Here is a 25,847-nt window from a genome sequence, read left to right on the forward strand (position 1 = left end):
GTCCTGCGCCGGACCCGGATCCCCCGGGGTACAGGTGATTCCCATGCTCGACCTCCTGCTCCTGGCGCTCGGCCTGGGCGGCTTCGCGCTGATGGCGGCCTATGCGCTGGGCTGCGAGCGCGTCTGATGCTGCCGCTGCTGCTCGGCGGCGCCGTCGCCGCCTTCCTCCTGATCTACCTGCTATGGGCGCTGCTGCGCCCCGAGGATCTCTGAGCCATGAGCTGGATCGGCTGGGCGCAGATCGCGCTCGTCCTCGCCTTGGCGGTCGCCGCGGCGATCCCGCTCGGGCGGTACATGGCGGCGGTGGCGCATGGCCGCCTCCGCTTCCTCGCGCCGGTGGAGGCGCTGATCTATCGCACGGCGGGCATCGACCCGGTGCGCGGCATGGGCTGGCGCGGCTACACCCTGGCCATGCTCGCCGCCAATGCCGCGGGCTTCGCGCTGCTCTACGCCCTGCTGCGGCTGCAGGGCGCGCTGCCGCTCAATCCGCAGGGCTTCGACGGGCTGTCGCCTTACCTGGCCTTCAACACCGCCATCAGCTTCGTCACCAACACCAACTGGCAGGCCTATAGCGGCGAGGCGGCGATGTCCTATCTCAGCCAGATGGCCGGGCTGACGGTGCAGAATTTCCTCTCCGCCGCCACCGGCATCGCCCTGGCCTTCGCCGTCTGCCGCGCCTTTGCCGCGGGCGGGGTCAGCCAGCTCGGCAATTTCTGGGCGGATCTGGTGCGCATCTGCCTCTACCTGCTGCTGCCGATCAGCCTGGTGCTCGGCCTCGCCTTCGTCGCCCTCGGCATGCCGCAGACCCTCTCGCCCTATGTCGAGGCGACGACGCTGGAGGGCGCGACTCAGACCATCCCGCTCGGCCCTGCCGCCTTCCAGGTCGCGATCAAGCATCTCGGCACCAATGGCGGCGGCTTCTTCGGGGTGAATGCGCTGCATCCCTTTGAGGGGCCGGGCGCGCTCGCCGCCGCGCTGCAGATCATCGCCCAGCAGATCATTCCCTTCGGCCTGGCGCTGACCTTCGGCCACCTGGTCGGCGATAGGCGGCAGGGCAGGGCGCTGCTCGCCGTCATGCTCGGTTATGTCGTTGTTGCCACCGGCCTGATCTATGGGGCGGAGGCGGGCGGCAACCCGCTGCATCTGGCGTTCGGCATTGACCCGGCGCAGGGCAATATGGAGGGCAAGGATCTCCGCTTCGGCCTGCCCCTCGTCGCGCTCTTCACCGCCACCACCACCGGCGCCTCCTGCGGCGCGGTGAATGCGATGTTCGACAGCTTCACCCCGCTTGGCGGCCTCATCCCGCTCTTCCTCATCCAGCTCGGCGAGGTGCTGCCGGGCGGCGTCGGCTCCGGCCTCTACGGCATGCTGGTCTTTGCCCTGCTGGCGGTCTTCGTCGCCGGGCTGATGGTCGGGCGCACACCGGAATATCTCGGTAAGAAGGTGCAGGCGCGGGAGGTGAAGCTCGCCATGCTGGCGGTGCTGGTGCTGCCGGCGACCATCCTCGGCCTCGCCAGCCTTTCGCTGGTGCTGCCGGCCGCCGTCGCCTCCATCCCCGCCCAGGGCCCGCACGGGCTGACGGAGATGCTCTACGCCTATACCTCCGCGGCCGGCAACAACGGCTCGGCCTTCGGCGGCCTGGCGGCGGACACGCCCTGGCTGGATACCACCCTCGGCCTCGCCATGCTGCTCGGCCGCTTCGCCTATGTGGTGCCGGTGATGGGCATTGCCGGCGCCCTGGCGCTGAAGCCGAAGCTCGCCGCCTCCACCGGCACCTTCCCGACCCATGGCCCGCTTTTCGCCGGGCTGCTGGCCGGGGTGATCCTGATCCTCGGCGGGCTGCAATTCATGCCCGCCCTCGCCCTCGGGCCGCTCGCCGAGCATTTCGTGCTCGCCGCCGGCCGCACCTTCTGAGGCCCCGCCGATGCTGGACATCACGCAGACGCCCCATCAGGGCACCACGCGCCGCGACCGGCGCGCCGGCGCCGCGCTGGGCGATCCGGCCATCCTCCGTCATGCCGCCCTGGCCGCCTGGGGCAAGCTCGACCCGCGCCACCTGGTGCGCAACCCGGTCATCTTCGTGACCGAGGTGGTGGCCATGCTGGTCACCATCCTCGCCGCCCGTGCCCTTTGGCTCGGCGAGCCCTGGGGCTTCCAGGCCGGCATCGCCGCCTGGCTCTGGCTGACCGTGCTCTTCGCCACCTTCGCGGAAGCCGTGGCGGAGGGCAGGGGCCGCGCCCAGGCGGACAGCCTGCGCCGCGCCCGCAGCGAGGCGATGGCGAAGCTGCTGCTGCGCGGCGATGACCGCACCCTGTGGCAGCCGCGCAACGCCACCGAGTTGCGCCCGGGCGACCTGGTGCTGGTCGAGGCCGGCGACCTCATCCCCTCCGATGGCGAGGTGGTGGAGGGCATCGCCAGCGTGAACGAGGCGGCCGTGACCGGCGAAAGCGCGCCGGTGATCCGCGAAAGCGGCGGCGACCGCAGCGCCGTCACCGGCGGCACGCTGGTGGTTTCCGACTGGATCGTGGTGCGCATCACCGCGGCGGCGGGCTCCACCTTCCTCGACCGCATGATCGCGCTGGTGGAGGGCGCCAGCCGGCAGAAGACGCCGAACGAGATCGCCTTGGACATCCTGCTGGCCGGCATGACGATCATCTTCCTGATCGCCGTGGCCACGCTGGTCGGCTTCGCAAGCTGGAACGGCGAGGCGCCTTCGGTGCCGGTGCTGGCGGCGCTGCTGGTGACGCTGATCCCGACGACGATCGGCGGGCTGCTCTCGGCCATCGGCATCGCCGGCATGGACCGGCTGGTGCGCTTCAACGTGCTGGCGACCAGCGGTCGGGCGGTGGAGGCGGCGGGCGACGTCGATGTGCTGCTGCTGGACAAGACCGGCACCATCACCTTCGGCAACCGCCAGGCCGCCGCCTTCCTGCCGGCGCCGGGCGTCGGCGAGCGAGAATTGGCGGAAGCCGCGGTGCTCGCCTCGCTGGCCGACGAAACGCCGGAGGGCCGCTCCATCCTGGCCTTCGCCCGGGAACGCTACGGCGTCGAGCCGATGGCGCTGCCGGCAGGCGCGAAGGTGGTGCCCTTCACCGCCCAGACGCGGGTTTCCGGCCTGGACCTGCCGCAAGGCAGCTACCGCAAGGGCGCGGTGGATACGTTGCTGCAGGGGGCTCCCGGCGAGGCCCCCGTCGCCTTCCGCAGCGCGGTGGACCGCATCGCCCGCAGCGGCGGCACGCCCCTGGCTGTGGCGAAGAATAGCCGGCTGCTCGGCGCCATCGAGCTGAAGGACATCGTCAAGACCGGCATGCGCGCCCGCTTCGACGCGCTGCGCCGCATGGGCATCCGCACCGTGATGGTGACCGGCGACAACCGCCTGACCGCCGCCGCCATCGCCGCCGAGGCCGGGGTGGACGATTTCATCGCCGAGGCGACGCCGGAGGACAAGCTTGCCTATATCCGCCGCGCCCAGGCCGAAGGCCGCCTGGTCGCCATGGCCGGCGACGGCACCAACGACGCGCCGGCCCTGGCGCAGGCGGATGTCGGCCTCGCCATGCAGACCGGCACCCAGGCGGCGCGCGAGGCGGGCAACATGGTCGATCTCGACAGCGATCCGACCAAGCTCATCGAGGTGGTGGAGATCGGCAAGCAGCTCCTCATCACCCGCGGCGCACTGACCACCTTCTCCATCGCCAATGACGTGGCCAAGTATTTCGCCATCCTGCCGGCGATCTTCGTGGCGAGCTATCCGGAACTCCAGGCGCTGAACGTCATGCATCTCGCTTCGCCGGAAAGCGCCATCCTCTCGGCGGTGATCTTCAACGCCCTCATCATCGTCGCTTTGGTGCCGCTGGCGCTGCGCGGCGTGCGCTATTCGGCCATCGGCGCCGCCGCGCTGCTGCGGCGCAACCTGCTGCTCTACGGGGTGGGCGGCATCCTCGCGCCCTTCCTCGGCATCAAGCTGATCGACCTTCTCCTCCAGCTCCTCGGGATCGCCTGAACCATGATCGCCATCCTGCGGCCGGCCCTTGCCGTGGTCGGCCTCCTCACCCTGCTGCTCGGCCTCGCCGTGCCGCTGGGCTTCACCGGCCTTGCCGGCACGCTCTTCCCCGCGGCCGCCGGCGGCAGCCTGATCGAGCGTGACGGGAAGGTGGTGGGCTCGGCCCTGATCGGGCAGGGCTTCGCCTCGGCGCGCTATTTCCACCCGCGCCCCTCCGCCACCACGGCGCCGGATCCGGAGAATCCCGGCAGCACCACCGCTTCGCCCTACAACGCGGCCGCCAGCGCCGCCTCCCAGGCCGCGCCCACTTCCCAGGCGCTGCTGGAGGCGGTGAAGGAGCGCCAGGCGGCGCTGGGCGGCGGCGCCGTGCCGGCGGATGCCGTCACCGCCTCCGGCTCCGGGCTGGACCCGCATATCAGTCCGGAGAATGCCGCGAGGCAGGTGGCGCGGGTGGCGGCGGCGCGCGGCCTGCCGGCGGCGCGGGTGGCGGCGCTGGTGGCAGTGCAGACGGAAGGCCGCGAATTCGGCCTGCTGGGCGAGCCGCGGGTGAACGTGCTCCGCCTCAACCTGGCGCTCGACGCGCTGCGCTAGAGCAGATCGCCGGAGGGCGGCATCGCCCGGAGGCGTGAATCTGCTCTACCATCCATGAGCTAGAGCGGTTTCGCGCTGCACAGTCAGCGTGAAACCGCTCTAGTGTCCCGCTTCCGCAGTCCTGCGGATTTCGTTCTCGGGCCACCAGCTTCTGTTTCAGTGGCCTGCTTGTCCGCTGCCTTCGCTGGAGATCCGGCGAACTTCGCGGGCAAGGACACTGGAGCGGCTTCGCCTCGCCTGTGCTCGGTGAACCCACTCTAGCCTTTTGTCCTGTCGCATTTTCCTGATCGTCCGGCGATTCCGCCGGACTTGAAAATGCTCCAGCGGAGTAGGTTGAGCTCCGCTCGCATCCCGCTCCGGCTATTTGCTTGATCGCGTGATTCACGCTTTTCGGCGCTTCCACCTCAGGCGATCGCGCTCCAGGGGCGCGGTCCCGCGCGGCCGGAACCGCGCGCATGGGTCACGCGATCGAGCCCGAGCCCAAGGCGTGATCCTGCGCTTCCCCAGCGCGATCCCGCCCCGGGGAGCGGTGGGCCCGTCAACCCCGGCTTAATCCCCCTCGGCGATAGTGGCCCGCGGGCCGTGCTCCGGCACGCCCGCCCCCTTCTGGCCGACAGGACCCAATGCCGATTCTCCGCTGGACCTATGCCGAGTATCTGGGGTCCACGGGGCTGCCGCCGGGCGACACGGTCATCCTGGCCGATGCGCAAAGCGTGTTGGAAGGGCTGTCGCCCGCGGCCTTGGCAGGGCTGGCCGGCGCCGGCGTCGCCGCCCTCGATTCCGGCACGGAGACGCTCAATCTCAGCGTCGCCCAGCTCCAGGCGCTGGGCGGCATGGCGCTCACCGCCGCGGACCGGGTGGTGCTGGCGGATACCGCCGTCACCCTCGCCGCGCTGTCGCCCGGCCAGATCGCGGCGCTGGTTGCCGCTGGCATCGATGCGGTGGTGGTGACGGTCGGCGATCTCGCCTGGGATGCCGGCCAGGTCGCCGCCCTCGGCGACGTGCCGCTCAGCATCGACCATGCCAACCGCCAGGCCGGCAGCACGGTGTTCGACGGCGTCGCCAGCGGCTACCGGCTGGAAGTCACCGCCGCCCCGGCCAGCGCCGTCGCCGCCCTGCAGGCGGATGGCGCGGTGGACAGCATCCGCCTGGCGGATTCCGCCAGCGCCGTCGCCGCTGTCTTCGCCAGCCTGGGCAGCGCCGGCAAGCTGGCCGCCATCGCGCTGACGGACAGCGCCGCCCTGGCGATGCCCTATGCGGATTTCGCCGCCGGCGCCGCCACCCTGGCCCGGCTGCCCGCCAGCTACACGCTGAGCCTTGCCGCCGTGCCTCCCGCCGCCGCGGCCGCGCTGCAGGGCAATGCCCATGTGGTGGAATTCGCTGTCAGCGGCAGCGCGGCGCAGGTGGCGGCGGCGCTGGACAGCCTGGCTGCGGCCGCGTCCTCCGGCAAGCTCGCCGCCATCGCCCTGACCGATGCCGCGCCCCTCGCCATCACCGCCGCCCAGCTCGCCGCGGATGGCGCGGCGCTGGCGAAGCTGCCCAGCGAATACACGCTGCGCATCAGCGGCGCCACCGCTTCCGGCGCCGCGGCGCTGGAGGCGAATGACCACGTCATCGCCTATGCGGTGCAGGACAGCATTGCCCATGTCACGGCGGCGCTCGCGGCGCTCAACGGCCTCGCCGGGCTCACCGAAGTTACCCTCAGCGATGGCAGCCTGCTGACGCTGGACTACGCCGCCTGGGCCGGCGCGGCCTGGGTGCTCGGCAAGCTCGCCGGGGCGGATATCGCCGTCACCGGCGTCGCCGCCGCCGCGGCCGCGACGGTGGAGGCCAGCGACCTCGCCGCCAGCTTCACCTTGCGCGACAGCACGGCGAATGTGGTCGCCGCCCTTGCCGGGCTGAACGGGCTGGAGAAGCTGACGGGTATCTGGCTGACCGACAGCGTCCCGATCGCCCTGAGCTACAGCCAGTACCTCGCCGCCGGCACCGCGCTGGCGCTGCTGGGCGGGGCGCCCGCCATCACCGTGGCGGCGGTGCCGGCCGCGGCGGTGGCCGCGCTGCAGGCGGATGCCGCCATCACCAGCTTCACCGTCAGCGACAGCACCACCGCCATCGCCGCCGCGCTGGATGCGCTGGCCGGGGCCGGCAAGCTCACCGGCATCCTGCTGGAGGATGGCAGCAGCCTGGCGCTGACCCAGGCGCAATACCTGGCGGATGGTGCCGCCCTCGCCTTGCTGCCGGCCGGCACCACGCTGCAGGTCGGCGCCGCCACCACGGCCCAGCTCGCCACCCTGGCGGGGGATGCCCGAATCACCGGCTTCGCCGTGCTGGACAGCGCGGCCAATATCGCCGCGGCGTTCGAGGCGCTGAAATCCGCCGCCAAGCTCACCGCCCTGGCGGTGCTGGGCGGCGGCCCGCTGACCCTGACCGCGGCGCAATATGCCAGCCCGGGCACGCTCTTCGGCAAGCTGCCGGGCGACTACACCCTCACCGTCGCCGGCCTTGCCGCCGCGGCGGCGGAGGCGGCGCAGGCGGAAGCGCATGTCACCGGCTTCACGGTGCGGGACAGCGCCGCCAATTTGGCCGCCGCGCTGGAACAATTGGCGGGCTATGGCAAGATCACCGCCATTGCGCTGAGCAGCGGCAGCACCCTCACCATCGGCTATGACCAGCTTGCCGACGCCGCCGCCGCCCTGGCGAGGCTGGAAGGCAGCATCGCCATCCAGGTCGCCGGCGTCACCCTGGCCCAGGCCGCCGCCACCCAGGCCGATGCCAGGGTCGATGGCTTCACCCTGGCCGATACCGCCGCCAACCTCGCCGCCGGCTTCGGCACGCTGGCCGGCGCCACCAGGCTCACCGCCATCACGGTCACGGATGCGGCGCCGGTCACCCTCGGCTACGCCGCCTATGCCGGCAATGCGGCGGCGGTGGCGCTGCTCGCCAGCAGCCCCGGGCTGACGGTCACGGATGCCACCGCCGCCCAGGCCGCCGCGGTGCAGGCCGATGCAGCGGTGGATGCCTTCACCCTCAGCGACACCGCGGCGCATGTCGCGGCGGCGCTGGACAGCCTGGCGATGGCGGGGAAGCTCACCGAGATTCACCTGCTGGACAGCTTCGTGCTGCCCGTCACCTACGCCCAGTACCAGGCCCGTGGCGCGACCCTCGCTTTGCTGCAGGATGGCGCGCGGCTCACGGTCAGCGGCGCCGCGGCCGCTGCCGTCGCGGCGGCGGAAAGCGATGCCGCCGTGCTCGGCATAGCGGTGCTGGACAGCGTCGCCAACATCGCCGCCGCCTTCGCCAGCCTGAACGCCGCCGGCAAGCTCACCGCCATCCAGCTTGCCGACAATGCCGAGCTGGTGCTGCGCCAGGACCAGATCCTCGATGGCGAGCGGGTGCTCGGCCTCGTCGGCAGCGCCGCGACGCTTGTGGTGCGGGCGGATGCGGCGACGCTCGGCTTCACCACCGCGGAACTCGGCGAGCTGGCGGATCACGGGGTGCAGAAGCTGGCGGCCATGGGTGGCAGCCTCGCCCTTGGTATCGGGCAGTATCTCGGCCTCGGCCCCATCGGGCTCCGCGCCGGGGACAGCGTCACCCTGGCCGATCTCGGCACGCATTTCGCGGCGCTCACCGCCGCGCAGGTCGCGGGCCTCGCCGCCGCCGGGGTGGACCGGATCGATGCGACGGACAACAGGCTCCGCCTGACGCTGGAGCAGCTTGCCTCCCTCGGCAGCGTCGCGCTCTCCGGCGACGATCTCCTCACCCTTGCGGATTCCGGCGCCAGCATCGCCGGCCTGAGCAGCACGGAGATCGCCGCCCTGGCCAGCCACGGCGTGACGGCGATCGACGCGGTGGATGACGCGCTGACGCTGAGCTACGCCCAGTACCAGGCCCTGGACGGCATCGCCCTGGCGACGGCGGACCACATCACCCTGGCCGATACCGCCAGCAACCTCGCCAACCGCAACACCCAGGCGATGGCCGGCATCGACCATATCCTGGTCTATGACTCGCCCGGCGGGCAGCGCCTCAACGGCACCCTCGGCAATGACACCTATTACGTCGACACCGCCGGTGACATCATCACCGAGCCTGCCAATGGCGGCATCGACACGCTGGTGGCCAGCACCAGCTTCTATCTCGGCGCCAATATCGAGAATCTGATCCTGGCCATCGGCGCGGGGCGGCTCTTCGGCATGGGCAATGCGCTGGCCAACAGCCTGACCGGCAATGAGGAGGCCAATTTCCTCGTCGCCTTCGCCGGCAACGACACCATCAGCGGCGATGACGGCAGCGACAGCCTTTTCGGCCTCGAGGGCGAGGACAGGCTGGATGGCGGCGCCGGCACCGACCTGCTGACCGGCGGCGTGGGCAGTGACACGCTGCTCGGCGGCGCCGGGTCCGACATGCTGCATGGCGAGGAGGGCGATGATTCCCTCTCCGGCGGCCCTGACTTCGCTGCCGACCTGCTGGTGGGCGGCGCCGGGAACGACACGCTGGACGGCGCAAGCGGCCTCGGCGAGGCGGATGAGCTGCGCGGGGGAATGGGGGACGATCTCTACCGCGTGGATGCACCGGCCGACCGCGTCATCGAGCTGGCGGGGGAGGGAAGCGATACCGTCATCGCCGCCTTCGACGGCGCCGGCTACTTCCTGCCGGCCAGCGTGGAGGGGTTGATCCTGCAGGGCAGCCTTGGCTTCGCCGCGGGCAATGCGCTGAACAACGCCATCACCGGCAGTGGCGGGGCGGACTGGCTGCTGGGCGGGGCGGGCGACGACACCCTCTCCGGCGCGGCGGGCGATGACAGGCTGCTGGGCGAGACCGGCCGCGATGTCTTCGTCTTCGCGCCCGGCGGCGGACATGACGTCATCCTCGACTTCCACCAGGGGCAGGACCGGATCAGCCTGCCCGGCTTCGATATCGGCGGCCATCCCAGCCTGCACGCGGCGGTGCAGGCCCGCAGCAGCGCGGTCGGCGGCAACCTGCTTATCGAATTCGGCAATGGCGATTCCCTGCTGGTGCTGAACCTCGGCCAATTCGCCAGCGACGACTTAATCTAGGCCGCCGGATGCGGCATGGTGCCCGCTGCGGGGCCGGGACCGAGCGCCGCGCCGAAAGAGGATACGTGCATGCCTGCCACCTTCAGCCGACGCGCCGCCCTGGCCCTCGCCGGCCTCAGCCTGCCGGGCCTGGCCCGGGCCCAGGGCTTCCCGCAGCGCAACGTCACCATCATCGTTCCCTCCGCCCCCGGGGGCACGCTGGATGCGCTGGCACGCTTCTACGCCCAGGCGATGACGCCCCCGCTCGGTCGCCAGGTGGTGGTGGAGAATGTCAGCGGCGCCGGCGGCCTCATCGGCATGCAGCGCGCGGCGCGGTCGGATCCGGACGGCCACACCATCTCCTTCGGCAACATGGGGGTGATGGCGGTGGGGAGCATCCTCAACCCGCAGGGCGGCTTCGACCCGCGACGGGACATGGCGCCCATCTCCCTCGTCGCCGACGTGCCCATGGTGCTCTCCGCCAGCCCGCGCGGCAGCATCCGCACCCTGCCCGCCTTGCTGGAAAAGCTGCGGGCGGAGGGGGAGAAGGTCACTTTCGGCACCGCCGGGCTCGGCACCACCAGCCATCTGGCGCCGGGTTACCTGCTGTTCCTGGCGAAGGCGAAGGGCACGCTGGTCTCCTATCGCGGCGCCGGGCCGGCGCTGAACGATCTGGCGGCGGGGCTGGTGGATGCGGTGATCGACCAGACGGTGACGATGATTCCGGGGCATCGCGGCGGCACGGCGGTGGCGCTGGCGGTGAGCGCGCCGCAGCGCATCGCCCAGTTGCCGGATGTGCCGACCTTCGCCGAGGGCGGGCTGCCGGGATTCGACCTGGTGATCTGGAACGGCTTCGCCGCGCCCTCGGGCACGCCGGCGCCGATCCTGGCAAAGCTGGCGGAGGCGGTGGAGGCGGCGCAGGCGGATCCCGGGCTGCAGGGCCGGCTGCGCGACCTGGCGAGCACCGCGACGGCGCCTGCGGCGCGGGGGCCGGAGGCGATGAAGGCGCGCATCGCCGCGGATATGACGAAGTGGACGGAGGTCATCAACTCGCCGGATTTCGCGCGGGAGTAGGCCGAGAGGGGCTCTGCCCGCTCCTGGACGCGGCGGCCGGCGCCCGGCCGCCATGCGGGAGCGGGCGCGGCCTTGCGGCGGCGCCGCACGGGCGGTCGCCGCCGCGCCGCGCCGTGAGGCTAGAGCAGATCGCCGGAGAGCGGCATCGCCCGGAGGCGTGAATCTGCTCTACAATCCGTAAGCTAGAGCGGTTTCGCGCTGCACAGTCAGCGTGAAGCCGCTCTAGCGGGAGGGCGCGGACCCTGCCTCAGCTCAGCAGCCGTCGCACATAGCGCCGGGAGCTGCGGAACAGCGGCCGCACCTTCTCCGTCCAGGGCGTGCTGCGCGCCGCGATCCATTCCGGCGTCTGGTTCACCTCCGCCCGCTCGAAGCGATAGGCCGCCAGCAGGTTGGGTGCGCCGCCATCCAGCCTTCGATAGCGCGTGCCGCCGATGCAGCCGGGGCAGGAGGTGAGCATGGGCAGATGCTCCTCCTCATACCAGCGGAAGATCTCCGGCAAATCCGCTTCGGCGATGTCCAGCTCCACCGTATAGAGGAAGGGCGCCGCCTTGCTCACATCGCCGAGCGAGGCGATGAAGGCGTAGGGGATGCCGCCCTTGGCGTCGGCCGGCGGGTTTTCCAGCCAGTGCCAGATATCGGCGGGATTTTCGGTATCCTGGTAGCGGGTCCCGGCGCCATGCCCTTGCTGGATCAGCAGATCGGCCATTGGGTTTCCTCCATTGCTGGCGCAGTATCGCCCGCCACGGGAGACGGGCAAGGGGTCCTTGGCAATGAACGGCGCGGAATGGCTGGCGCGCAGCCTGAAGGAATCGGACCAGACCCACCTGTTTTTCGTCGATGCCGTGCTGCGCCGCACCTTGCTGGAGCTGGAACGGGTGGGCGTGCAGCCGGTGCTGGCGCATACCGAAAAGGCCGCGGTCTATATGGCGGATGCCTATGGCCGCGTCGCCGGCCGGCCGGGGGTGGTGGCGGCGCAATCGGTGGGGGCGGCGAATCTCGCGGCCGGGCTGCAGGATGCGTATCTGGCGCGCAGCCCGGTGCTGGCGCTGACGGGGCACAAGCCGCTCGGGCAGCAGCATCGCAACGCCTATCAGGAAGTGGCGCATGCGCCGCTTTTCGCGCCCGTCACGAAATTCGCCGCCATGGTGCAGGAGGCGGCGGATCTGCCGCGGCAATTCCGCCAGGCCTGGGCGGCTTCGGTGGCGGTGCCGCCACGGCCGGTGCATCTCGATCTCAACGGCTTGATGGGCGAGTTCGTGGAGCGTGGCGAGGCGGGTGCACCGCCAGCCGCGCTGGGCTTGTGGCGGGCGCCGTCGCATCGGCCGGTGGCGGCGCCAGAGGAGGTGAAAGCGGCGGTCGCGGCGCTGCGCTCGGCGCAGAAGGTGGTGATCGTCGCCGGGGATGGCGCCGTGCTGTCCGGCTGCGGGGCGGAGCTGCTGGCGCTGGCGGAGGCGTTGCAGGCGCCGATCGCGACCTCGCTGGGGGCACGGGGCATCATCCCGACGACGCATCCGCTGGCGGTGGGCGTGGTGGGGAATTACTCGGCGCCGCCGGCCAACCAGGTGGTGCATGCGGCGGAGCTGGTGCTGTTCATCGGCTGCGATACCGGCGACCAGGTGACGCATACCTGGCGCGTGCCGAAGCCGGGCACGCGGGTGGTGCAACTCGACGCCGATCCGCTGGAATTCCACCGCAGCTACGAGGCCGAGGTGACGCTGCTGGGCGATCCGCGTGCGAGCCTTGCCGCGCTGGTGGCGGAGCTGGAGGGCTGGACGCGCAGCCCCGATTTCCTCCGCTGGGCGCAGGGGGTGATGGCGGAATGGCGCCGCGCCATGGCACCGCGGCTGGCGAGCGAGGCCGCCGCCATCGACCCGGCGCGGCTCTGCGCGGAGGTGACGAAGGCGCTGCCCTCGGATGGCATCCTCGTCGCCGATACCGGCTATTCCGGCATCTGGACCGGCACCTTGGTGGAGCTGGCGCCGACCCAGACCTATCTGCGCGCCGCCGGCTCCCTGGGCTGGGCCTTTCCGGCGGCGCTCGGCGCCAAATGCGCGGCGCCGCAGCGCAAGGTGATGGCCTGGTCCGGCGATGGCGCGCTCTACTACCATCTGCCGGAGCTGGAGACGGCGAAGCGGCGCGGCATTGCCGTGGTGCTGGTGGTGAACAACAATTCCGGCTTCGGCCAGGGCTGGCCGAACTACCTGAAGCAGGCGGGCAACCGGCCGAAGGCGGCGGAGCAGGTGCTGCGCTTCGGCCCCACGGATTTCGCCGCGGTGGCGCGGCAATTCGGGCTGAAGGGCCTCCGCGTGGAAAGGCCGGGCGAGATCGCGGCGGCGCTGGAGGAGGCGCTGGCCAGCGAGGAGACGGTGGTGGTGGATGTCGTCACCGAGATCGAGGCGCGGGCGCCGGAGCCCTGGACGCCGGAGGAGGGAGCATAGGCATGGCAAGAGTGGCGGTCATCGGCGCGGGCACCATGGGGCATGCGCTGGCGCTGGTGTTTGCGCTGGGCGGGCACCGGGTGCGGCTGACCGACAGCAATCCGGCAACGCTGGCGCGCGCCCAGGGGCTGATGGAGACGGCGCTGGCGACCCTGGTGGCGGGCGGCGAGGCGCCTGCCGACTGGACCTCGGGCCATCTCGCCCAGGCAGTGACGCGGCATGAGTCCCTGGCCGAGGCGGTGGATGGGGCGGAGCTGATCGTTGAGGCGATCATCGAGGTGCCGGAGGCGAAGCGCGCGCTGTATGAGCAGCTCGACAAGCTGGCGCCGGCGGAGGCGATCTTCGCCAGCAACACCAGCCATCTGGACGTGTTCCCGCTGATCCCGGCCGCGCGGCAGCGCAAGGCGATGATCGCGCATTGGTACACGCCGCCCTATCTGGTGGATCTGGTGGATGTGATCCCGGGGCCGGAGTGCGAGGCGGGTGTGGTCGAGGGCGTCTCCGACATGCTGCGGGCCATGGGCAAGCAGCCCATCGGGCTGAAGAAATTCGTGCCCGGCTATGTCGCCAACCGCATCCAGGCGGCGATCGGGCTGGAAGTGCAGGCGCTGCTGGATGAGGGCGTGGCGAGCGCCGAGGAGATCGACGCCGCCATCATCCATGGGCTGGCGCTGCGGCTGCCGATCCTCGGCTTCTACGCCAAGGCGGATTTCACCGGCCTGGCGCTGATGCAGGCGGTGAAGCGCAACAACAGCTACGCCCCGCCCGAGCCGACGCCGAACAGCCCGGTGCTGGATAGGCTGGTGGCGGAAGGCCGCACCGGCGTGCTGGCGGGCGCCGGCTACTATGACTGGCCCGGCGACCCGGCGGCGCTGTTCGAGGCACGCGACAAGAAGCTGATCGCCCTGAAGCAGGCGATGCGGGAGATCGGCACCATGGCGGGGATGGAGCGCAAGCTATGATCACCTACGACCTGAAGGGCAAGACGGCGCTGGTGACGGGCGGCGCCTCCGGCATCGGCCTGGCGCTGGTGACGCAATTGGCGCGGAACGGCGCCAAGGTGGCGATCAACCATCTGGTGGACGACACGCGCGGGCCGGAGCAGGTGGAGAAGCTGCGCAATGCCGGGCTGGACGTGATCGGCGCGCCGGGCAATGTGGGCGATGCCACCGACTGCGAACGCATGGTGCTGACGGCGGTGAAGGATCTCGGCCGGCTGGACTATCTCGCCTGCAATGCCGGCACGCCGGGCACGCGCACGACGATCGGGCCGAAGGAGCTGGACCGGCTGACGGAAGAGCTGTGGGAGACTGTGCTGCAGGTGAACCTGCTGGGCGTCTTCCGCTGCGTGAAGGCGGCGGCGCCGGCGCTGAAGGCGGCGCATGGCGCGGTGGTGAGCACGGCGAGCATCGCCGGCCTGGATAACCCGGGCTCCTCGATGGCCTATGGCGCGACCAAGGCGGGGGTCATCAGCCTGACGAAGAACCTGGCGCGGACGCTCTCGCCCGAGGCGCGGGCGAATGCGGTGGCGCCGGGGGCGGTGGATTCCTCCTGGATGATCGAATGGACGAATGAGCAGCGCAGCTCCTCCATCGACAAGGCGCTGCTGAAGCGGCGCTGCACGCCGGATGATCTGGCCGAGGTGATGCTGTTCCTGCTGGCGGGAGCGGCGATGGTGACGGGGCAGACGGTGGTGGTGGATGGCGGGATGACGCTGGGCTGAACCACCATCGCCGTCGGTCAGGCGCGCATGTCGCGCGCCCGACACCGGCGGGCGGCGTTAAGCGCCAGCCAGGGTGCCGCCAGCGAGGCAAGGCTGCGCCGAAGGCGCACCGCGCTTCGCGCGGCTCCGGCCTAACTCGCTGGCGGCATCGTGGCCCCAGGCAAGGATGGCCTTCGACGCCGTCGATGGCCCCGTTCAGGGCCTTCGCTGCCGCGTCAGTCGAGGGCCGCGACGCATTCGATCTCCAGCAGGAATTCCGGCACCGGCAGCGCCGCCACCACGCAGGTGGTGCGGGCGGGCAGATGCGCGGCCGGGAAGGCAGCGGCGTAAAGGCGGTTCATGGTCCGCAGATCCTCCGCCCGGGTCAGCAGCACGGTGGTCTTCAGCACGCGGGTGAGGTCCGTGCCGGCCTCCGCCAGCACCGCCTCCAGCCCGCGCATCACCTCGGCGAATTGGGCTTCGAAATTCCCGGCGGCAATCGCCCCGCCCGGCGCCACCGGACCGATGCCGGAAACGTACAGCATCCTCCCATGCCGCACCGCCATCGAAAGCGGCGGAAACGCCCGCCCGTCCTGGGGCGGGGCGAAACGCTGGATATCGGCCATGACGGCTCCCCTCTGCTGCTCGGGCAGTGTGGCGGGCTAGCCGGGCTTCCGCTAGGCTCGCCGGATCGGCAACGGAGCAGGCGCCATGGGCATCCGCACGGGGAAGCAATACCTCGAAGGGCTGCGGGATGACCGGGAAATCTGGATCGAAGGCGAGCGCATCGCCGATGTGACACGCGACCGCCGCTTCGCCGGTGCCGCCCGTACGGTGGCGGAACTGCTGGACATGCAGCACCATCAGGCGCTGCAGGCGGAAATGACATACACTTCCCCCGCCAGCGGCCAGCTCGTCGGGCTTTCGCATATCGAGCCGAAATCGGTGGAGGACCTCAGGCGCCGCCGCGTCGCCATCGGCCATTGGATGAACGCCACCCAGGGCATGTTCGGCCGCAGCCCGGACTTCATGAATTGCTTCGTCGCCGCCTTCGGCGCGGCGGAGAGCGTCTTCGCCGCCCATGGCGCGCAATTCGGCCGCAATATGCGCAGTTTCTACGAGCATGTGCGCGAGAACGACCTGGTGATGACGCATGTCCTCATCAACCCGCAGGTCGATCGCTCCACCTCGGTCGAGCGGCAGGAGAAGGACCTGGCGGCGAAGATCGTGAAGGAGACGGATGCCGGCATCGTCATCCGCGGCGCGCGCATGCTCTCCACCCTCGCGGCCTTCGCCGATGAGATCGTGGTGATGCCCTCCACCTACATCAACAATGCGCCAGAGGCGCTGGACTACGCCTTCGGCTTCGCCTTGCCGACGGCGACGCCGGGCATGCGCTTCGTCTCCCGCCCGCCGGTCTCGCCGGTGACCTCGCCCTCGCTGCTCGATCATCCGCTGGCGCTGCGGCTGGACGAGAATGACGCCATGGTGGTGTTCGAGGATGTGCTGGTGCCCTGGGAGCGCGTCTTCATCCATCGCAGCCCGGAAATCGCCAACGGCCTCTACCAGAAGACCTTCGCCGGGCCGCAGACCGGGCACCAGGCCGCCATCAAGTCGCTGGCGAAGTGCGAGTTCATGCTGGGCCTGGCCTTCTCCATCGCGCGGGCGATCAACATCGAAGGCTACGCCCATGTGCAGGGCATGCTGGCCGAAATCATCCTGTTCACCGAGACGATGCGCGCCTGCATCACCGCCTCCGAAGCCAACCCCGTGACGACGCCCTGGGGCACGGTGGCGCCGGACCCCATGCCGCTCTGGGTCACGCGGCTGGATTTCGCCCGCATGTTCCACCGCATGCAGGACATCGTGCAGATCCTCGGCGCCAGCGGGCTGATCGGCGTGCCGTCGCAGGCAGAGCTGGCCAGCGGCGCAGGGCCGATCGTGGAGCAGTACATGCAGGCGGCGGTCGGCGATGCGGGGGAGCGGATCAGGCTGAACCGCCTGGCCTATGATGCCTGCATCTCCTCCTTTTCCGGCCGGCAGCGGCTGTATGAGCGCTACTATACCGGCGATCCGGTGCGCCTCGCCGGCACGCTCTGCAATATCTATCCCCGCAAGGCGGAGTTGCGCGAGCGCATCACCGGCCTGCTGGCGGAATTGCAGCGGCGCGACGCCGACCCCGCCCATGACTGGTTTCGGGAGACGCTGCCATGACCCCCTTCACCGGCGAACGCTCCCGCCGCGGCTACCGGCTGAACCGCTTCCTCGTCAGCTTCACGGACGCCGCCAACCGGGCTGCCTACGCTGAAGACGCCAAAGGCTACATGGATCGCCACGGGCTGACGGCGGAGGAACGCACGCTGCTGGCGGCGCGCGACTGGAACGCGCTGCTGGAGTATGGCGCGAGCATCTATGCGCTGGCCAAGGCAGGCAGCGTCTTCGGCACCAATCTGGTGGAGATGGGCGCCGCCATGCGCGGCCAGAGCGTGGCGGAATTCATGGCCACGAAGCGGCCGAGGGGCAGTGAGGGGGGCTGAGCGCCATGGCGCAGATCATCGGCGGCATCGGCTGTTCCCACGCGCCCTCCATCGCCATGGCCTGGGATGCGGGCAAGCAGCAGGATCCGGAATGGAAGCCCTTCTTCGACGGCTATCTCCCCGTGCGGGGCTGGCTGGCGGCAGCGAAGCCGGACCTCGTCATCGCAATCTATAACGACCACCTGAACGCCTTCCGCTTCGACCGCTACCCGACCCTGGCGCTGGGCGCGGCCGATCTCTATCCGGTGGCGGATGAGGGGCGCGGGCCGCGCGACCTGCCGCCGCTGCCAGGCGATGCCGCCTTCTCCTGGCAGATCGCGGAAAGCCTGGTGGAGCAGGGCTTCGACCCGACCATCTGCCAGGAGCTGCCGGTGGATCACGGGCTGCTCTCCTGCCTGCCGCTGCTGCTGCCGCCGCCCTGGACGGTGCCGGTAGTGCCGATTGCGGTGAACGTCATCCAGCAGCCCGTGCCGCCGGCGCGGCGGCTCTTCGCGCTGGGCCAGGCGCTGCGCCGCGCCGTCGCAGCCGAGGGCAGCGCGCGGCGCGTGCTGGTGCTCGGCACCGGCGGCATGTCGCACCAGCTTCACGGCCCCGGCTTCGGCGCGGTGGCGCCGGAGTGGGACAATGAATTCCTCGACCTGCTGGAGAAGGACCCGGCGGCGCTGACCGCCCTGCCCAATGCCGAATACATGCGCCGCGGCGGGGCGGAAGCCATCGAGGTGATCCTCTGGCTCGCCATGCGCGGGGCGCTGACGCCGCGCGTCCTCCGGCAACACCGCCACTATCATGCGGGGCTGTTGACGGGTTACGGTCTCATCTCGCTGACCGATGCAGAGTGAAAGGGACGGAACTCCACCATGAAACTCGCCTTCTCCCCCGCCAGCCCCTATGTGCGGAAATGCACCGCCTGCGCCATCGCCCGTGGCATCGACGGCAAGATCGAGCTCTGGAAGGTCGGCACCACCGACCCGGCGCTGCTGCCGCTCAACCCGCTCTCCAAGGTGCCCTCGCTGCTCACCGATGACGGCGTGCCGCTCTACGACAGCCCGGTGATCTGCGAATACCTGGACAGCATCGGCGACGCGCCGAAGCTGTTCCCGCCCGCCGGGCCGGCGCGATGGAAGGCGCTGCAATTGCAGGCGCTGGGCGACGGCATCCTGGATGCCAGCCAGCCGCGCCGGCGCGAAGTGGCGCTGCCGCAGGATGACGGGCGGAAGGAATACATCGCCATCCAGCAGGGGAAGGTGGCGCGCGCGCTGGACGTGCTGGAGGCGGAGGCGGAGAAGCTCGGCCTGCTGACGACGATCGGCGAGATCACCGTGGCCTGCGCCCTGGGCTACCTGGATTTCCGCTACCCGCATGAGCCGTGGCGGCCGGGGCACCCGAAGCTGGAAGCCTGGTACGCGAAGGTGGTGGAATTGCCGGCGATGGCGAAGACTGCGCCGGTGGGTTGAGAGGGGCTCTGCCCCTCTCAAACTCTCCCCGCAAAGGGCCGAAAGGCCCTTTGAACCCTCGAGTCTGGACCCGACGGTCGAGACGCAAAACTCAAGGTTTCCAAAGGCCCTTCGGCCTTTGGCGAGGGGAGTTTGAGGGGAGCAGAGCTCCCCTCAAGCCGCCGCCGCCACCTCCCTTCTCGCCCGTTCCTCATCCCCACCGCCCCGCAGCAGTGCCACCGCCACCAGCAGCGCCGGCACCCCGCTGACGATGAATCCCACGCCATGGCTGCCCGTCGCGCTGAGGCAGAGCGAATAGGCCAGCGGCATCAGGAAGGCGCCCACCTGGCCGAAGGACAGCACGCCCCCCGTCGCCGCACCATGCATGTTGTCCGGCGCCAGCCGCGCCGTCTCCGCCAGCAGCACCCCGTGCCAGGACATCGCCGTGGCGCTCAGCACGATGCCGGTGGCGCCGATCGCCCAGAGCGGCCAGCCCTCGCCGCTCAGCCCCAGCAGCGCCGTGCTCGCCGCCATGCCGAAGGCCAGCACCGACATCATGAGCCGCGGCGCGACGATGCCGCTGCCGAGCCAGCCCCAGAGGATGCGGCAGGGCACCGCCACCAGCATGGTCAGCGAGAACAGCGCCCCCGCCGCCGCCAGGTCCTGGCCGTGCTGCGTCAGGAAGATGATGAAATAGGCGGTGAAGACGGTCTGCAGCCCGTTGAAGGCGAAGCAGGCCATGGAAAGCGTGCGCAACTCCCGCGTCGCCGTCACCGTGCCGAGCGTCGTGCCGAAATCCTTCATGCGGAAGCGGCGCGTCGGCTCGCGGTCGGAATCGAATTCCCGCCGCAGCGGCTGCAGCAGCAGCACCAGCACCAGGCAGGCCGCGGCGGCGATCAGCAGCGTGCCGCGCCAGCCGGTCCATAGCGTCAGGGCCGGCCCCAGCAGCCCGCCCAGCAGCAGCCCGGCCGGCACCGCCGTCTGCTTGATGGAATAGATCAGCGGCGCGATGCGCGGCGGGCAGTAGCGGCCGAGCAGGTGGGAGCTGGCCGGCGTGGAAACCGCCGCCCCACCGCCGCCGATCACCGCCGAGACGATGAAGAGCAGCACATGCCCGCTGGCGCCGGCGGCCAGCCCGATGGCCAGCATGACCAGCGCCACCTGGCTCAGCCGCAGCGCGCCGTGGCGGATCAGGAAGCTGCCGCAGCCGAGCTGGAAGGTCAGCGCGGCCAGCGCCGAAAGGCTGAAATAAGTGCCGAGCCAGGCGGCATCGAGATGCAGGTCGGCGATCACCACCGGCGCCACCACCGCTGGCAGACCCCGCCCGATGGAGGCGAAGGTCTGCTGCGCGAACATCGCGCTCAACGCCAGCAGCAGCAGTTTCAGATGTCGGTCGATCGCCATGCCTGGCTCAGTGCGTACAGCGCACCAGCCTTCCCGGCAAGGCACCGGTCGCCTCGCCGTGCCGATAGGTGACCTCGCCGGCGACGATGGTCGCATCATAGCCGCGCGCCCGCTGCATCAGCCGCCGCCCGCCGGCGGGCAGGTCCTGGATCATGCGCGGCATCTCCAGCGCCAGCGCCTCGTAGTCGATGACGTTGATGTCGGCGCGCAGCCCGGGCGCCAGCCTGCCGCGATCCGGCAGGCCGGCGGCGCTCGCCGTGTCGCTGGTCTGGCGGCGGACCAGCTCCTCCACCGCCAGGCCGCGCTGCTTGCCCCAATAGGCCAGCACGAAGCTGGGGAAGCTGCCATCGGAGATGAAGCCGACATGCGCCCCGCCATCGGAGAGCCCGACGATGGTGTTCCGGTGGCGCAGCAGTTCCTCGCTCGGGGAGAGATCGTAATAGGCGTAATTCGTCAGGGCGCAGAAGATGAAGCCCTGGCCCTCATCCTCCAGCAGCATGTCGTAGGCTATCTCTTCCGGTGTGCGGCCGCTGCGCGCGGCCTGGGCGGCGATGCTGCTTTCCTTCGGCGGGGTGTAGTCGGGCGGATCGCCGAAGGGGAACATGCGCTCAAAGGACAGCCGGGCGATGAGCGGGAAATTGCTGCCGGCGAAGCGGTCCTCGGAGAGGATGCGGGCGCGCACCGCCGGGTCGCGCATGGCGGCGGCGCGCTGCGCCACCGGCAGATGGGCGATCGCCTTGTAGCTCGGCGTGCCGCTGAACGGGTTCTGGCTGCCGGAAAGGCCCATCAGGATGCCGATGGGCCGCGGCGGGAAGACCGGGCGGATGGGCACGCCTTCCGACGCCGCGCGGTTGGACAGGGCGAGCAGCTCCTTCCAATGCTCGGTGCGGTCATGCCGCGCCGTCAGGGTGAAGACCGCCGGGCGGCCGCTGCGCTCCACCACGCGGCGGATCAGGCCGAATTCGGTCGCCGGATCCGGCTGGTTGAAGTCCGAGACGAATTCGAGGAAGCCCTTGCCGACGCGGCGCAGCCCGTCCGCGATGCCGGCCAGCTCCTCCTCCTGCGCCCTGAGCGTCGGGGTGAAATCGCCCTTCAGCGTCTTGTGGCTGATGGTGCGGCTGGTGGAGAAGCCGAAGGCGCCGGCCTCCACCGCCTCCGCCACCAGGCGGCGCATCTCAGCGATGTCGCCCTGGTTGGCGCTCTCCAGCGCCAGCGCCCGCTCGCCCATCACATAGACGCGCACCGCGGCATGCGGGACGAGGGCACAGATGTCGATGTCGCGCGGCTTCGCCTCCAGCACCGCAAGGTACTCGGCGAAGCTCTCCCATTTGAAGTCGAGGCCCTGGCTGAGCACGGGGGCGGGGATGTCCTCGACGCCCTCCATCAGCTCGATCAGCTTCATCTCCTGCCCCGGATGCACGGGGGCGAAGCCGACGCCGCAATTGCCCATCACCGCGGTCGTCACGCCATGCAGGGCGGAAGGAGCCAGATGGCTGTCCCACACCGCCTGCCCGTCGTAATGGGTGTGGATGTCGACGAAGCCCGGCGTCACCAGCCTGCCCGTCGCGTCGATCTCCTGCGCGCCGCGCGACAGATGGGGGCCGATCTCCGCGATGCGGCCATCCTTCACCGCGAGGTCCGCCGTAAAGCCGGGTGCGCCCGTGCCATCCACGATGGTGCCGCCCCGGATGACCAGATCCGCCTGCATGGCTTGTTCCTTTGTCTTGGACGGTCGACAGCCTAGGCGCTTCCGGCCCGTCTTCCAACCCCGCGCGCAGGCAGCCGGGGCGGCGCCGCGCCATGCCGGCGCGCAGCCGCCCTAGAGCGTGATCGGTTGAGGTCGAATCGACCGAAACCATGAATCACGCGACCGAACAATGAGCTAGAGCGGGGCGGGTGAGCGCAGCTCAACCGATCCCGCTCCAGAGCAGATCGCCGGAGGGCGGCATCGCCCGGAGGCGTGAATCTGCTCTACAATCCATAAGCTAGAGCGGTTTCGCGCTGCACAGTCAGCGTGAAACCGCTCTAGCCCGTTGTTCGGCCGCATTTTCCGCACCGCCCGGCGATTCCGCCGGGGCTGAAAATGCTCTAGCGTCCGGCCAACGAGCTGAGAGGATCGTCATGTTGCTGGACCGCGCCTATTCCACCTTGCTCCTCACCGAGCCCTCGCCGGGCATCCTGCAGGTGATGCTGAACCGGCCGGAGCGCGCCAATGCCTTCACGACCGAAATGGGGCAGGAGCTGGTCGCGGTGTTCCAGGCGCTGGAGGCCGACCCCGGCGCCTTCCGCTGCGTCGTGCTGACCGGGGCGGGGGGGCGCGCCTTCTGCGCCGGCGCGGACCTCAAGGAACGCGACGGCATGACGGATGCGCAATTCGCGAAGCAGCACTATCTGTTCGAGCGGATGGCGCGCACCGTGCTGGGCTGCCCGCTGCCGCTGCTCGGCGCCATCAACGGCGCGGCCTTCGCCGGCGGGCTGGAACTCGCCCTCTGCTGCGACTTCGCCTATGCCAGCGAGGCGGCGCGCTTCGCGCTGACGGAGGTGACGCTCGGCATCATGCCCGGCGCCGGCGGCACCCAGAACCTGCCGCGGACGATCGGCGAGCGCCGTGCCAAGGAGGTGATCCTGACCGGCCGCCCCTTCAGTGCGAAGGAGGCGCTGGAATGGGGCATGGTGAACAAGCTGCTGCCGCCGGAGGAAGTGCTGCCGGCGGTGCTGGAAACCGCCCAGACCATCGCATCCAACGCGCCGCTTTCGGTGCGCCAGGCGAAGAAATCCATCACCCAGGGCCTGCAGATGGACCGTGCCAGCGGCATGCTCTTCGAGATCGAGGCCTATTACCAGCTCATCCCGACCGAGGACCGGATGGAGGGTATCCGGGCCTTCAACGAGAAGCGGAAGCCGGTGTTCAAGGGGAGGTAGGCGGCCGGTCCGGACCAAGCCCAGCGGGGCGGGGAAGCACCCCCGCCCCGGCCCTCCTCGCGTAGCGGGGGAGGGAGAGGGCCTTACAGGCCGTGGGGGATGGCGGTGGCGTGGAAGGGCACCACCTCCTGCGGCGCCTGGCCCAGCGTGGTGCGAAGCTGGGTGAGCATGGCCAGCGCCGCCTCGCCCAGCTCCTCCTCCGGCCCCGCCACGCCTTCCACCGCCGCCATGGCGCGGCGCCGGTCGGCGGGGTTGGGCAGCAGCTTCGGCAGGGTCGCCAGCGCCTCGGCGGGCGCCATGCTGGCGATGACGGTCTGCTCCCGGATCAGCGCCTGGCGGGCGCTGTCCGTCAGGTCGGCGAAGGGTTCCTCATTCCGCAGCAGGGCGTTGGAGCGGGCGAGGCGGGAGCGGCGCACGCCGCCCCGCGCCTGGGCCAGCAGGATCATCATCCGTACCACCGCCTCCGGATAGCCGCCGGCCTCGATGCGGGCCAGCGCCTGGCGCACCTCCGGCGCATCCGCCAGCGCGGCGGCGGAGGGCGCTTCCTCCGGCGTCTCGCCGCCTGCCACGCCGAGCGCGGCCAGGAAGCCATAGGCGCCGTGGAAGGCGACCTCGGTCCAGGCGTCGCGCCAGTCCCGCCAGGCGTCGATGCCCTGCTCCACCGCGCCGGCCCACATCGCTTCCCAGGCCAGGAAGGGGTTGGTCCTGGCGGCCGGCTTGCGGTGCCTGCGGGCCAGCTCCGCCAGCGGCGCCACCGCGGTCATCAGCGGGTTCCTGTCGCTCACCAGGCTGCGGCGGAGGCGCATGGGGTGGAGCTGGCGGCGCAGCTCGGCGCCCTCCTCGGTGGCGAATTGCCGCACCGCCGGCGCCACGGCCAGGTCGTAGATCGACTGGTTCAGGGCGGAGATCTTGGCGACGGCCGGGAAGGCCTCGTTCTTCGCCTCCCCGCTGCGCACCCGGATATCCGCCATGGAGCGCTCCTTCAGCTCGACCGACCAGCTATTGGCGCCCGGCTCCCGCGTGATGAGCATTTCGTAGAGGCCGGGGGCAACGCTGTCGATCAGGGCGAGCGTCTCGGCGATTTCCGTATGCTCCTTCAGCGCCACCGCGCCGGAGACGAAGATGCCGAGATGGCCGATCTCGTCATGCATCAGATAGACGATGGTCTGGCCGAGCGCCTTGATCTCCTGCTCGTCCCGGTAGACGTCGGCGATCCAGCGCAGCGCCTGGCCGGGCGGCGTGATGTTGTCGCCGGCGGACGCGAAAACGATGACCGGACACCGCACCGCCCGCATGTTGAAGGTGGCGCCGCCGCCGGCGGAAATCTCGCCGCGGGCGAAGCGGTCGCCGATGAACAGGTTCTCGACGATCCAGCGGATCTCGTCCCGGTTCATCAGGAAGTAGCCGCCCCACCAGCGCTCGAATTCCAGGAAGCGCTCGGCCTCAGCGTCGGCGTGGCGGTAGAGGTTATAGTATTTCTTGAACCAGGTGTTGGCGGGCGACAGCGCCTCGAAATTCAGCACCAGGTTGGCGCCGTCGAACTTTCCGTTGCCGAGATCGGCCAGCAGCGCGGCGGGCCAGGAGCCGCCGGCGAGGCCGCCGAGATAGCGCATCGGGTTCCGCCCGCGCTCGCCCGCCCAGTAGGAGAGGGGGGCGCCGTTCAGCACCAGCGCGCCGCAAAGGTCCGGGTGGCTGGCCGCCAGCATCATCACCGCCCAGCCGCCCTGGCAATTGCCGATCACGACGGGCTTTGGCGCCCGCGGATGCAGCTCATGCACCCGGCGGAGGAAGGCGGTCTCGGCCGTGGTGATGTCGAGTACGGTCTGGCCCGGCTCGGGGTCCCGGAAGAAGATGACGAAATAGACCGGATGGCCGCGGCGCAGCGCCACCCCCACCTGGCTGTCCGATTTGAAGCCGCCGATGCCGGCGCCATGGCCGGCGCGCGGGTCGATAATGACGAAGGGGCGCAGCGCCGGATCGGTCGGCGGCATGTCGGCCGGCGGGGTGATGCGGACCAGGGCGTAGTTGCAGGGGCGGGGCAGGGTGCGGCCATCCAGCTCCATCTGCCAGTCGAAGACCAGCACGGGCGGGCAGCCGGCCGCCTCATGCTCGGCGAAGGCATTGCCGGCCTGGCGCATGGTGTCCCAGAACAGCAGGCCGCGCTGGGTCGCATCCACCGCATAGGCGGCAGCGTCGCTCAGCAGGGTCATCGGGTCCCGCGGCAGGGGCGGCGGCGGGGCGGCGGGGCGCAGCCGGGGCAGCAGGGCGCCGGCCTGGCGGTTGGCGACATCGGCCAGGGCCTGGGCCTGGCCGAGCACGCGCGACATGGTCTCGGCGCCGCGCGTGAAGAATTCGCGGCCTGGCGGGGTAGGGACCATGGTCATGGCAGGCGCATCCTTGTACTGGCGTATGTTGGTACTGGCGTATGTTGCGACGCAGCATAACGCAGGCCGGGCGCGGAAGCTGCTGCTGTTTTTTGGGCTTCGCTCCCACCGCCACTAGAGCAGATCGCCGGAGGGCGGCATCGCCCGGAGGCGTGAATCTGCTCTACAAGCCATAAGCTAGAGCGGTTTCGCGCTGCACGGTCAGCGTGAAACCGCTCTAGGGGCGCTGCCCGGTGACGGCAGTGCCGCCAATCCCCGCCCGGGCGTGGGCCGCCCGGAACCCGGCGTGAATTTTGGACCCGACGGCCGAACCGGCAGACTTACGC

Annotated in this window: 19 protein-coding genes; 14 read left to right on the plus strand and 5 right to left on the minus strand. The window is 70.5% G+C overall.

Translation table 11 applies throughout. The features are described 5' to 3' along the window. Positions 1-126 precede the first annotated feature (126 nt). From kdpF to E5N76_RS09015, 6 genes are all read left to right on the plus strand, one after another. Positions 127-213, plus strand: coding sequence for a K(+)-transporting ATPase subunit F (gene kdpF, locus E5N76_RS31365; RefSeq protein WP_149537164.1), 87 nt, complete (start codon positions 127-129; stop codon positions 211-213). 3 nt (positions 214-216) lie between these two features. Continuing rightward, positions 217-1,914 carry a potassium-transporting ATPase subunit KdpA gene (gene kdpA, locus E5N76_RS08995; RefSeq protein ID WP_149536956.1) on the plus strand — a complete coding sequence of 566 codons (1,698 nt, stop codon included), beginning with the start codon at positions 217-219 and terminating at the stop codon, positions 1,912-1,914. 10 nt (positions 1,915-1,924) lie between these two features. Continuing rightward, entirely contained in the window at positions 1,925-4,000 is a 2,076-nt protein-coding gene (kdpB, locus tag E5N76_RS09000; RefSeq protein ID WP_149536957.1) for a potassium-transporting ATPase subunit KdpB, read from the plus strand. Between the two features lie 3 nt (positions 4,001-4,003). Beyond that, positions 4,004-4,591 (plus strand): potassium-transporting ATPase subunit KdpC, encoded by a 588-nt coding sequence (gene kdpC / locus E5N76_RS09005; protein WP_149536958.1) that lies wholly within the window; start codon positions 4,004-4,006, stop codon positions 4,589-4,591. A 623-nt stretch (positions 4,592-5,214) separates the two neighbouring features. Beyond that, positions 5,215-9,648 carry a calcium-binding protein gene (locus E5N76_RS09010; RefSeq protein WP_149536959.1) on the plus strand — a complete coding sequence of 1,478 codons (4,434 nt, stop codon included), beginning with the start codon at positions 5,215-5,217 and terminating at the stop codon, positions 9,646-9,648. 69 nt (positions 9,649-9,717) lie between these two features. After that, positions 9,718-10,701, plus strand: coding sequence for a Bug family tripartite tricarboxylate transporter substrate binding protein (locus tag E5N76_RS09015; protein ID WP_149536960.1), 984 nt, complete (start codon positions 9,718-9,720; stop codon positions 10,699-10,701). A 247-nt stretch (positions 10,702-10,948) separates the two neighbouring features. Here the strand turns inward: E5N76_RS09015 and E5N76_RS09020 are convergent, their stop codons facing one another. Further along, positions 10,949-11,407, minus strand: coding sequence for a DUF4286 family protein (locus tag E5N76_RS09020; protein ID WP_149536961.1), 459 nt, complete (start codon positions 11,405-11,407; stop codon positions 10,949-10,951). A 64-nt stretch (positions 11,408-11,471) separates the two neighbouring features. On the opposite strand from E5N76_RS09020, the gene E5N76_RS09025 reads away from it, so the two are divergent. Genes E5N76_RS09025 through E5N76_RS09035 form a run of 3 tightly spaced genes read left to right on the plus strand, consistent with a single transcriptional unit; the run spans position 11,472 to position 14,862 of the window. Further along, a complete protein-coding gene (locus E5N76_RS09025; RefSeq protein ID WP_149536962.1) occupies positions 11,472-13,139 on the plus strand; it encodes a thiamine pyrophosphate-binding protein in 1,668 nt (555 codons plus the stop codon). Between the two features lie 2 nt (positions 13,140-13,141). Next, a complete protein-coding gene (locus E5N76_RS09030) occupies positions 13,142-14,101 on the plus strand; it encodes a 3-hydroxyacyl-CoA dehydrogenase family protein (RefSeq protein ID WP_149536963.1) in 960 nt (319 codons plus the stop codon). After that, positions 14,098-14,862, plus strand: coding sequence for an SDR family NAD(P)-dependent oxidoreductase (locus E5N76_RS09035; protein ID WP_149536964.1), 765 nt, complete (start codon positions 14,098-14,100; stop codon positions 14,860-14,862). The genes E5N76_RS09030 and E5N76_RS09035 overlap by 4 nt, the downstream gene beginning before the upstream one ends. 215 nt (positions 14,863-15,077) lie before the next feature. On the opposite strand, the gene E5N76_RS09040 is transcribed toward E5N76_RS09035, so the two are convergent. After that, on the minus strand, positions 15,078-15,467 hold the full coding sequence (locus tag E5N76_RS09040; RefSeq protein ID WP_149536965.1) for a RidA family protein: 390 nt from the start codon (positions 15,465-15,467) through the stop codon (positions 15,078-15,080). An 85-nt stretch (positions 15,468-15,552) separates the two neighbouring features. On the opposite strand from E5N76_RS09040, the gene E5N76_RS09045 reads away from it, so the two are divergent. The 4 genes from E5N76_RS09045 to E5N76_RS09060 are packed head-to-tail and all read left to right on the plus strand — an operon-like array spanning position 15,553 to position 18,832. After that, positions 15,553-17,055 carry a 4-hydroxyphenylacetate 3-hydroxylase family protein gene (locus tag E5N76_RS09045; RefSeq protein ID WP_149536966.1) on the plus strand — a complete coding sequence of 501 codons (1,503 nt, stop codon included), beginning with the start codon at positions 15,553-15,555 and terminating at the stop codon, positions 17,053-17,055. Further along, positions 17,052-17,378, plus strand: a complete 327-nt coding sequence (locus tag E5N76_RS09050; RefSeq protein ID WP_149536967.1) for a protocatechuate 3,4-dioxygenase — start codon at positions 17,052-17,054, stop codon at positions 17,376-17,378. Before E5N76_RS09045 ends, E5N76_RS09050 begins: the two co-directional genes overlap by 4 nt. A 5-nt stretch (positions 17,379-17,383) precedes the next feature. Further along, positions 17,384-18,217 (plus strand): class III extradiol dioxygenase family protein, encoded by an 834-nt coding sequence (locus tag E5N76_RS09055; RefSeq protein ID WP_149536968.1) that lies wholly within the window; start codon positions 17,384-17,386, stop codon positions 18,215-18,217. A gap of 18 nt (positions 18,218-18,235) precedes the next feature. Next, the gene (locus tag E5N76_RS09060) at positions 18,236-18,832 is read left to right on the plus strand and encodes a glutathione S-transferase family protein (protein WP_149536969.1); all 597 of its coding nucleotides are present in this window, start codon (positions 18,236-18,238) and stop codon (positions 18,830-18,832) included. A gap of 153 nt (positions 18,833-18,985) precedes the next feature. Here the strand turns inward: E5N76_RS09060 and E5N76_RS09065 are convergent, their stop codons facing one another. Both E5N76_RS09065 and E5N76_RS09070 read right to left on the minus strand, forming a co-directional pair. Beyond that, positions 18,986-20,215 carry an MFS transporter gene (locus E5N76_RS09065; RefSeq protein WP_187830071.1) on the minus strand — a complete coding sequence of 410 codons (1,230 nt, stop codon included), beginning with the start codon at positions 20,213-20,215 and terminating at the stop codon, positions 18,986-18,988. Between the two features lie 7 nt (positions 20,216-20,222). Further along, positions 20,223-21,923, minus strand: a complete 1,701-nt coding sequence (locus E5N76_RS09070; protein ID WP_149536971.1) for an N-acyl-D-amino-acid deacylase family protein — start codon at positions 21,921-21,923, stop codon at positions 20,223-20,225. Between the two features lie 413 nt (positions 21,924-22,336). Here E5N76_RS09070 and E5N76_RS09075 point away from each other — a divergent pair, with 413 nt between their 5' ends. After that, positions 22,337-23,137, plus strand: a complete 801-nt coding sequence (locus tag E5N76_RS09075; protein ID WP_149536972.1) for an enoyl-CoA hydratase/isomerase family protein — start codon at positions 22,337-22,339, stop codon at positions 23,135-23,137. 83 nt (positions 23,138-23,220) lie between these two features. Here the strand turns inward: E5N76_RS09075 and E5N76_RS09080 are convergent, their stop codons facing one another. Further along, on the minus strand, positions 23,221-25,521 hold the full coding sequence (locus E5N76_RS09080; protein ID WP_149536973.1) for a DUF3141 domain-containing protein: 2,301 nt from the start codon (positions 25,519-25,521) through the stop codon (positions 23,221-23,223). Positions 25,522-25,847 lie beyond the last annotated feature (326 nt).

This window comes from Siccirubricoccus phaeus, from assembly GCF_008360935.1.
GTDB classification, from domain to species: Bacteria; Pseudomonadota; Alphaproteobacteria; order Acetobacterales; family Acetobacteraceae; genus Siccirubricoccus; species Siccirubricoccus phaeus.

Excerpts from the sequence above, each read along its gene's own strand:
- kdpF (WP_149537164.1), top strand. The coding sequence starts at position 127 with ATGCTGCCGCTGCTGCTCGGCGGCGCCGTCGCCGCCTTCCTCCTGATC.
- kdpA (WP_149536956.1), top strand. The coding sequence starts at position 217 with ATGAGCTGGATCGGCTGGGCGCAGATCGCGCTCGTCCTCGCCTTGGCG.
- kdpB (WP_149536957.1), top strand. The coding sequence starts at position 1,925 with ATGCTGGACATCACGCAGACGCCCCATCAGGGCACCACGCGCCGCGAC.
- kdpC (WP_149536958.1), top strand. The coding sequence starts at position 4,004 with ATGATCGCCATCCTGCGGCCGGCCCTTGCCGTGGTCGGCCTCCTCACC.
- E5N76_RS09010 (WP_149536959.1), top strand. The coding sequence starts at position 5,215 with ATGCCGATTCTCCGCTGGACCTATGCCGAGTATCTGGGGTCCACGGGG.
- E5N76_RS09015 (WP_149536960.1), top strand. The coding sequence starts at position 9,718 with ATGCCTGCCACCTTCAGCCGACGCGCCGCCCTGGCCCTCGCCGGCCTC.
- E5N76_RS09020 (WP_149536961.1), bottom strand. The coding sequence starts at position 11,407 with ATGGCCGATCTGCTGATCCAGCAAGGGCATGGCGCCGGGACCCGCTAC.
- E5N76_RS09025 (WP_149536962.1), top strand. The coding sequence starts at position 11,472 with ATGAACGGCGCGGAATGGCTGGCGCGCAGCCTGAAGGAATCGGACCAG.
- E5N76_RS09030 (WP_149536963.1), top strand. The coding sequence starts at position 13,142 with ATGGCAAGAGTGGCGGTCATCGGCGCGGGCACCATGGGGCATGCGCTG.
- E5N76_RS09035 (WP_149536964.1), top strand. The coding sequence starts at position 14,098 with ATGATCACCTACGACCTGAAGGGCAAGACGGCGCTGGTGACGGGCGGC.
- E5N76_RS09040 (WP_149536965.1), bottom strand. The coding sequence starts at position 15,467 with ATGGCCGATATCCAGCGTTTCGCCCCGCCCCAGGACGGGCGGGCGTTT.
- E5N76_RS09045 (WP_149536966.1), top strand. The coding sequence starts at position 15,553 with ATGGGCATCCGCACGGGGAAGCAATACCTCGAAGGGCTGCGGGATGAC.
- E5N76_RS09050 (WP_149536967.1), top strand. The coding sequence starts at position 17,052 with ATGACCCCCTTCACCGGCGAACGCTCCCGCCGCGGCTACCGGCTGAAC.
- E5N76_RS09055 (WP_149536968.1), top strand. The coding sequence starts at position 17,384 with ATGGCGCAGATCATCGGCGGCATCGGCTGTTCCCACGCGCCCTCCATC.
- E5N76_RS09060 (WP_149536969.1), top strand. The coding sequence starts at position 18,236 with ATGAAACTCGCCTTCTCCCCCGCCAGCCCCTATGTGCGGAAATGCACC.
- E5N76_RS09065 (WP_187830071.1), bottom strand. The coding sequence starts at position 20,215 with ATGGCGATCGACCGACATCTGAAACTGCTGCTGCTGGCGTTGAGCGCG.
- E5N76_RS09070 (WP_149536971.1), bottom strand. The coding sequence starts at position 21,923 with ATGCAGGCGGATCTGGTCATCCGGGGCGGCACCATCGTGGATGGCACG.
- E5N76_RS09075 (WP_149536972.1), top strand. The coding sequence starts at position 22,337 with ATGTTGCTGGACCGCGCCTATTCCACCTTGCTCCTCACCGAGCCCTCG.
- E5N76_RS09080 (WP_149536973.1), bottom strand. The coding sequence starts at position 25,521 with ATGACCATGGTCCCTACCCCGCCAGGCCGCGAATTCTTCACGCGCGGC.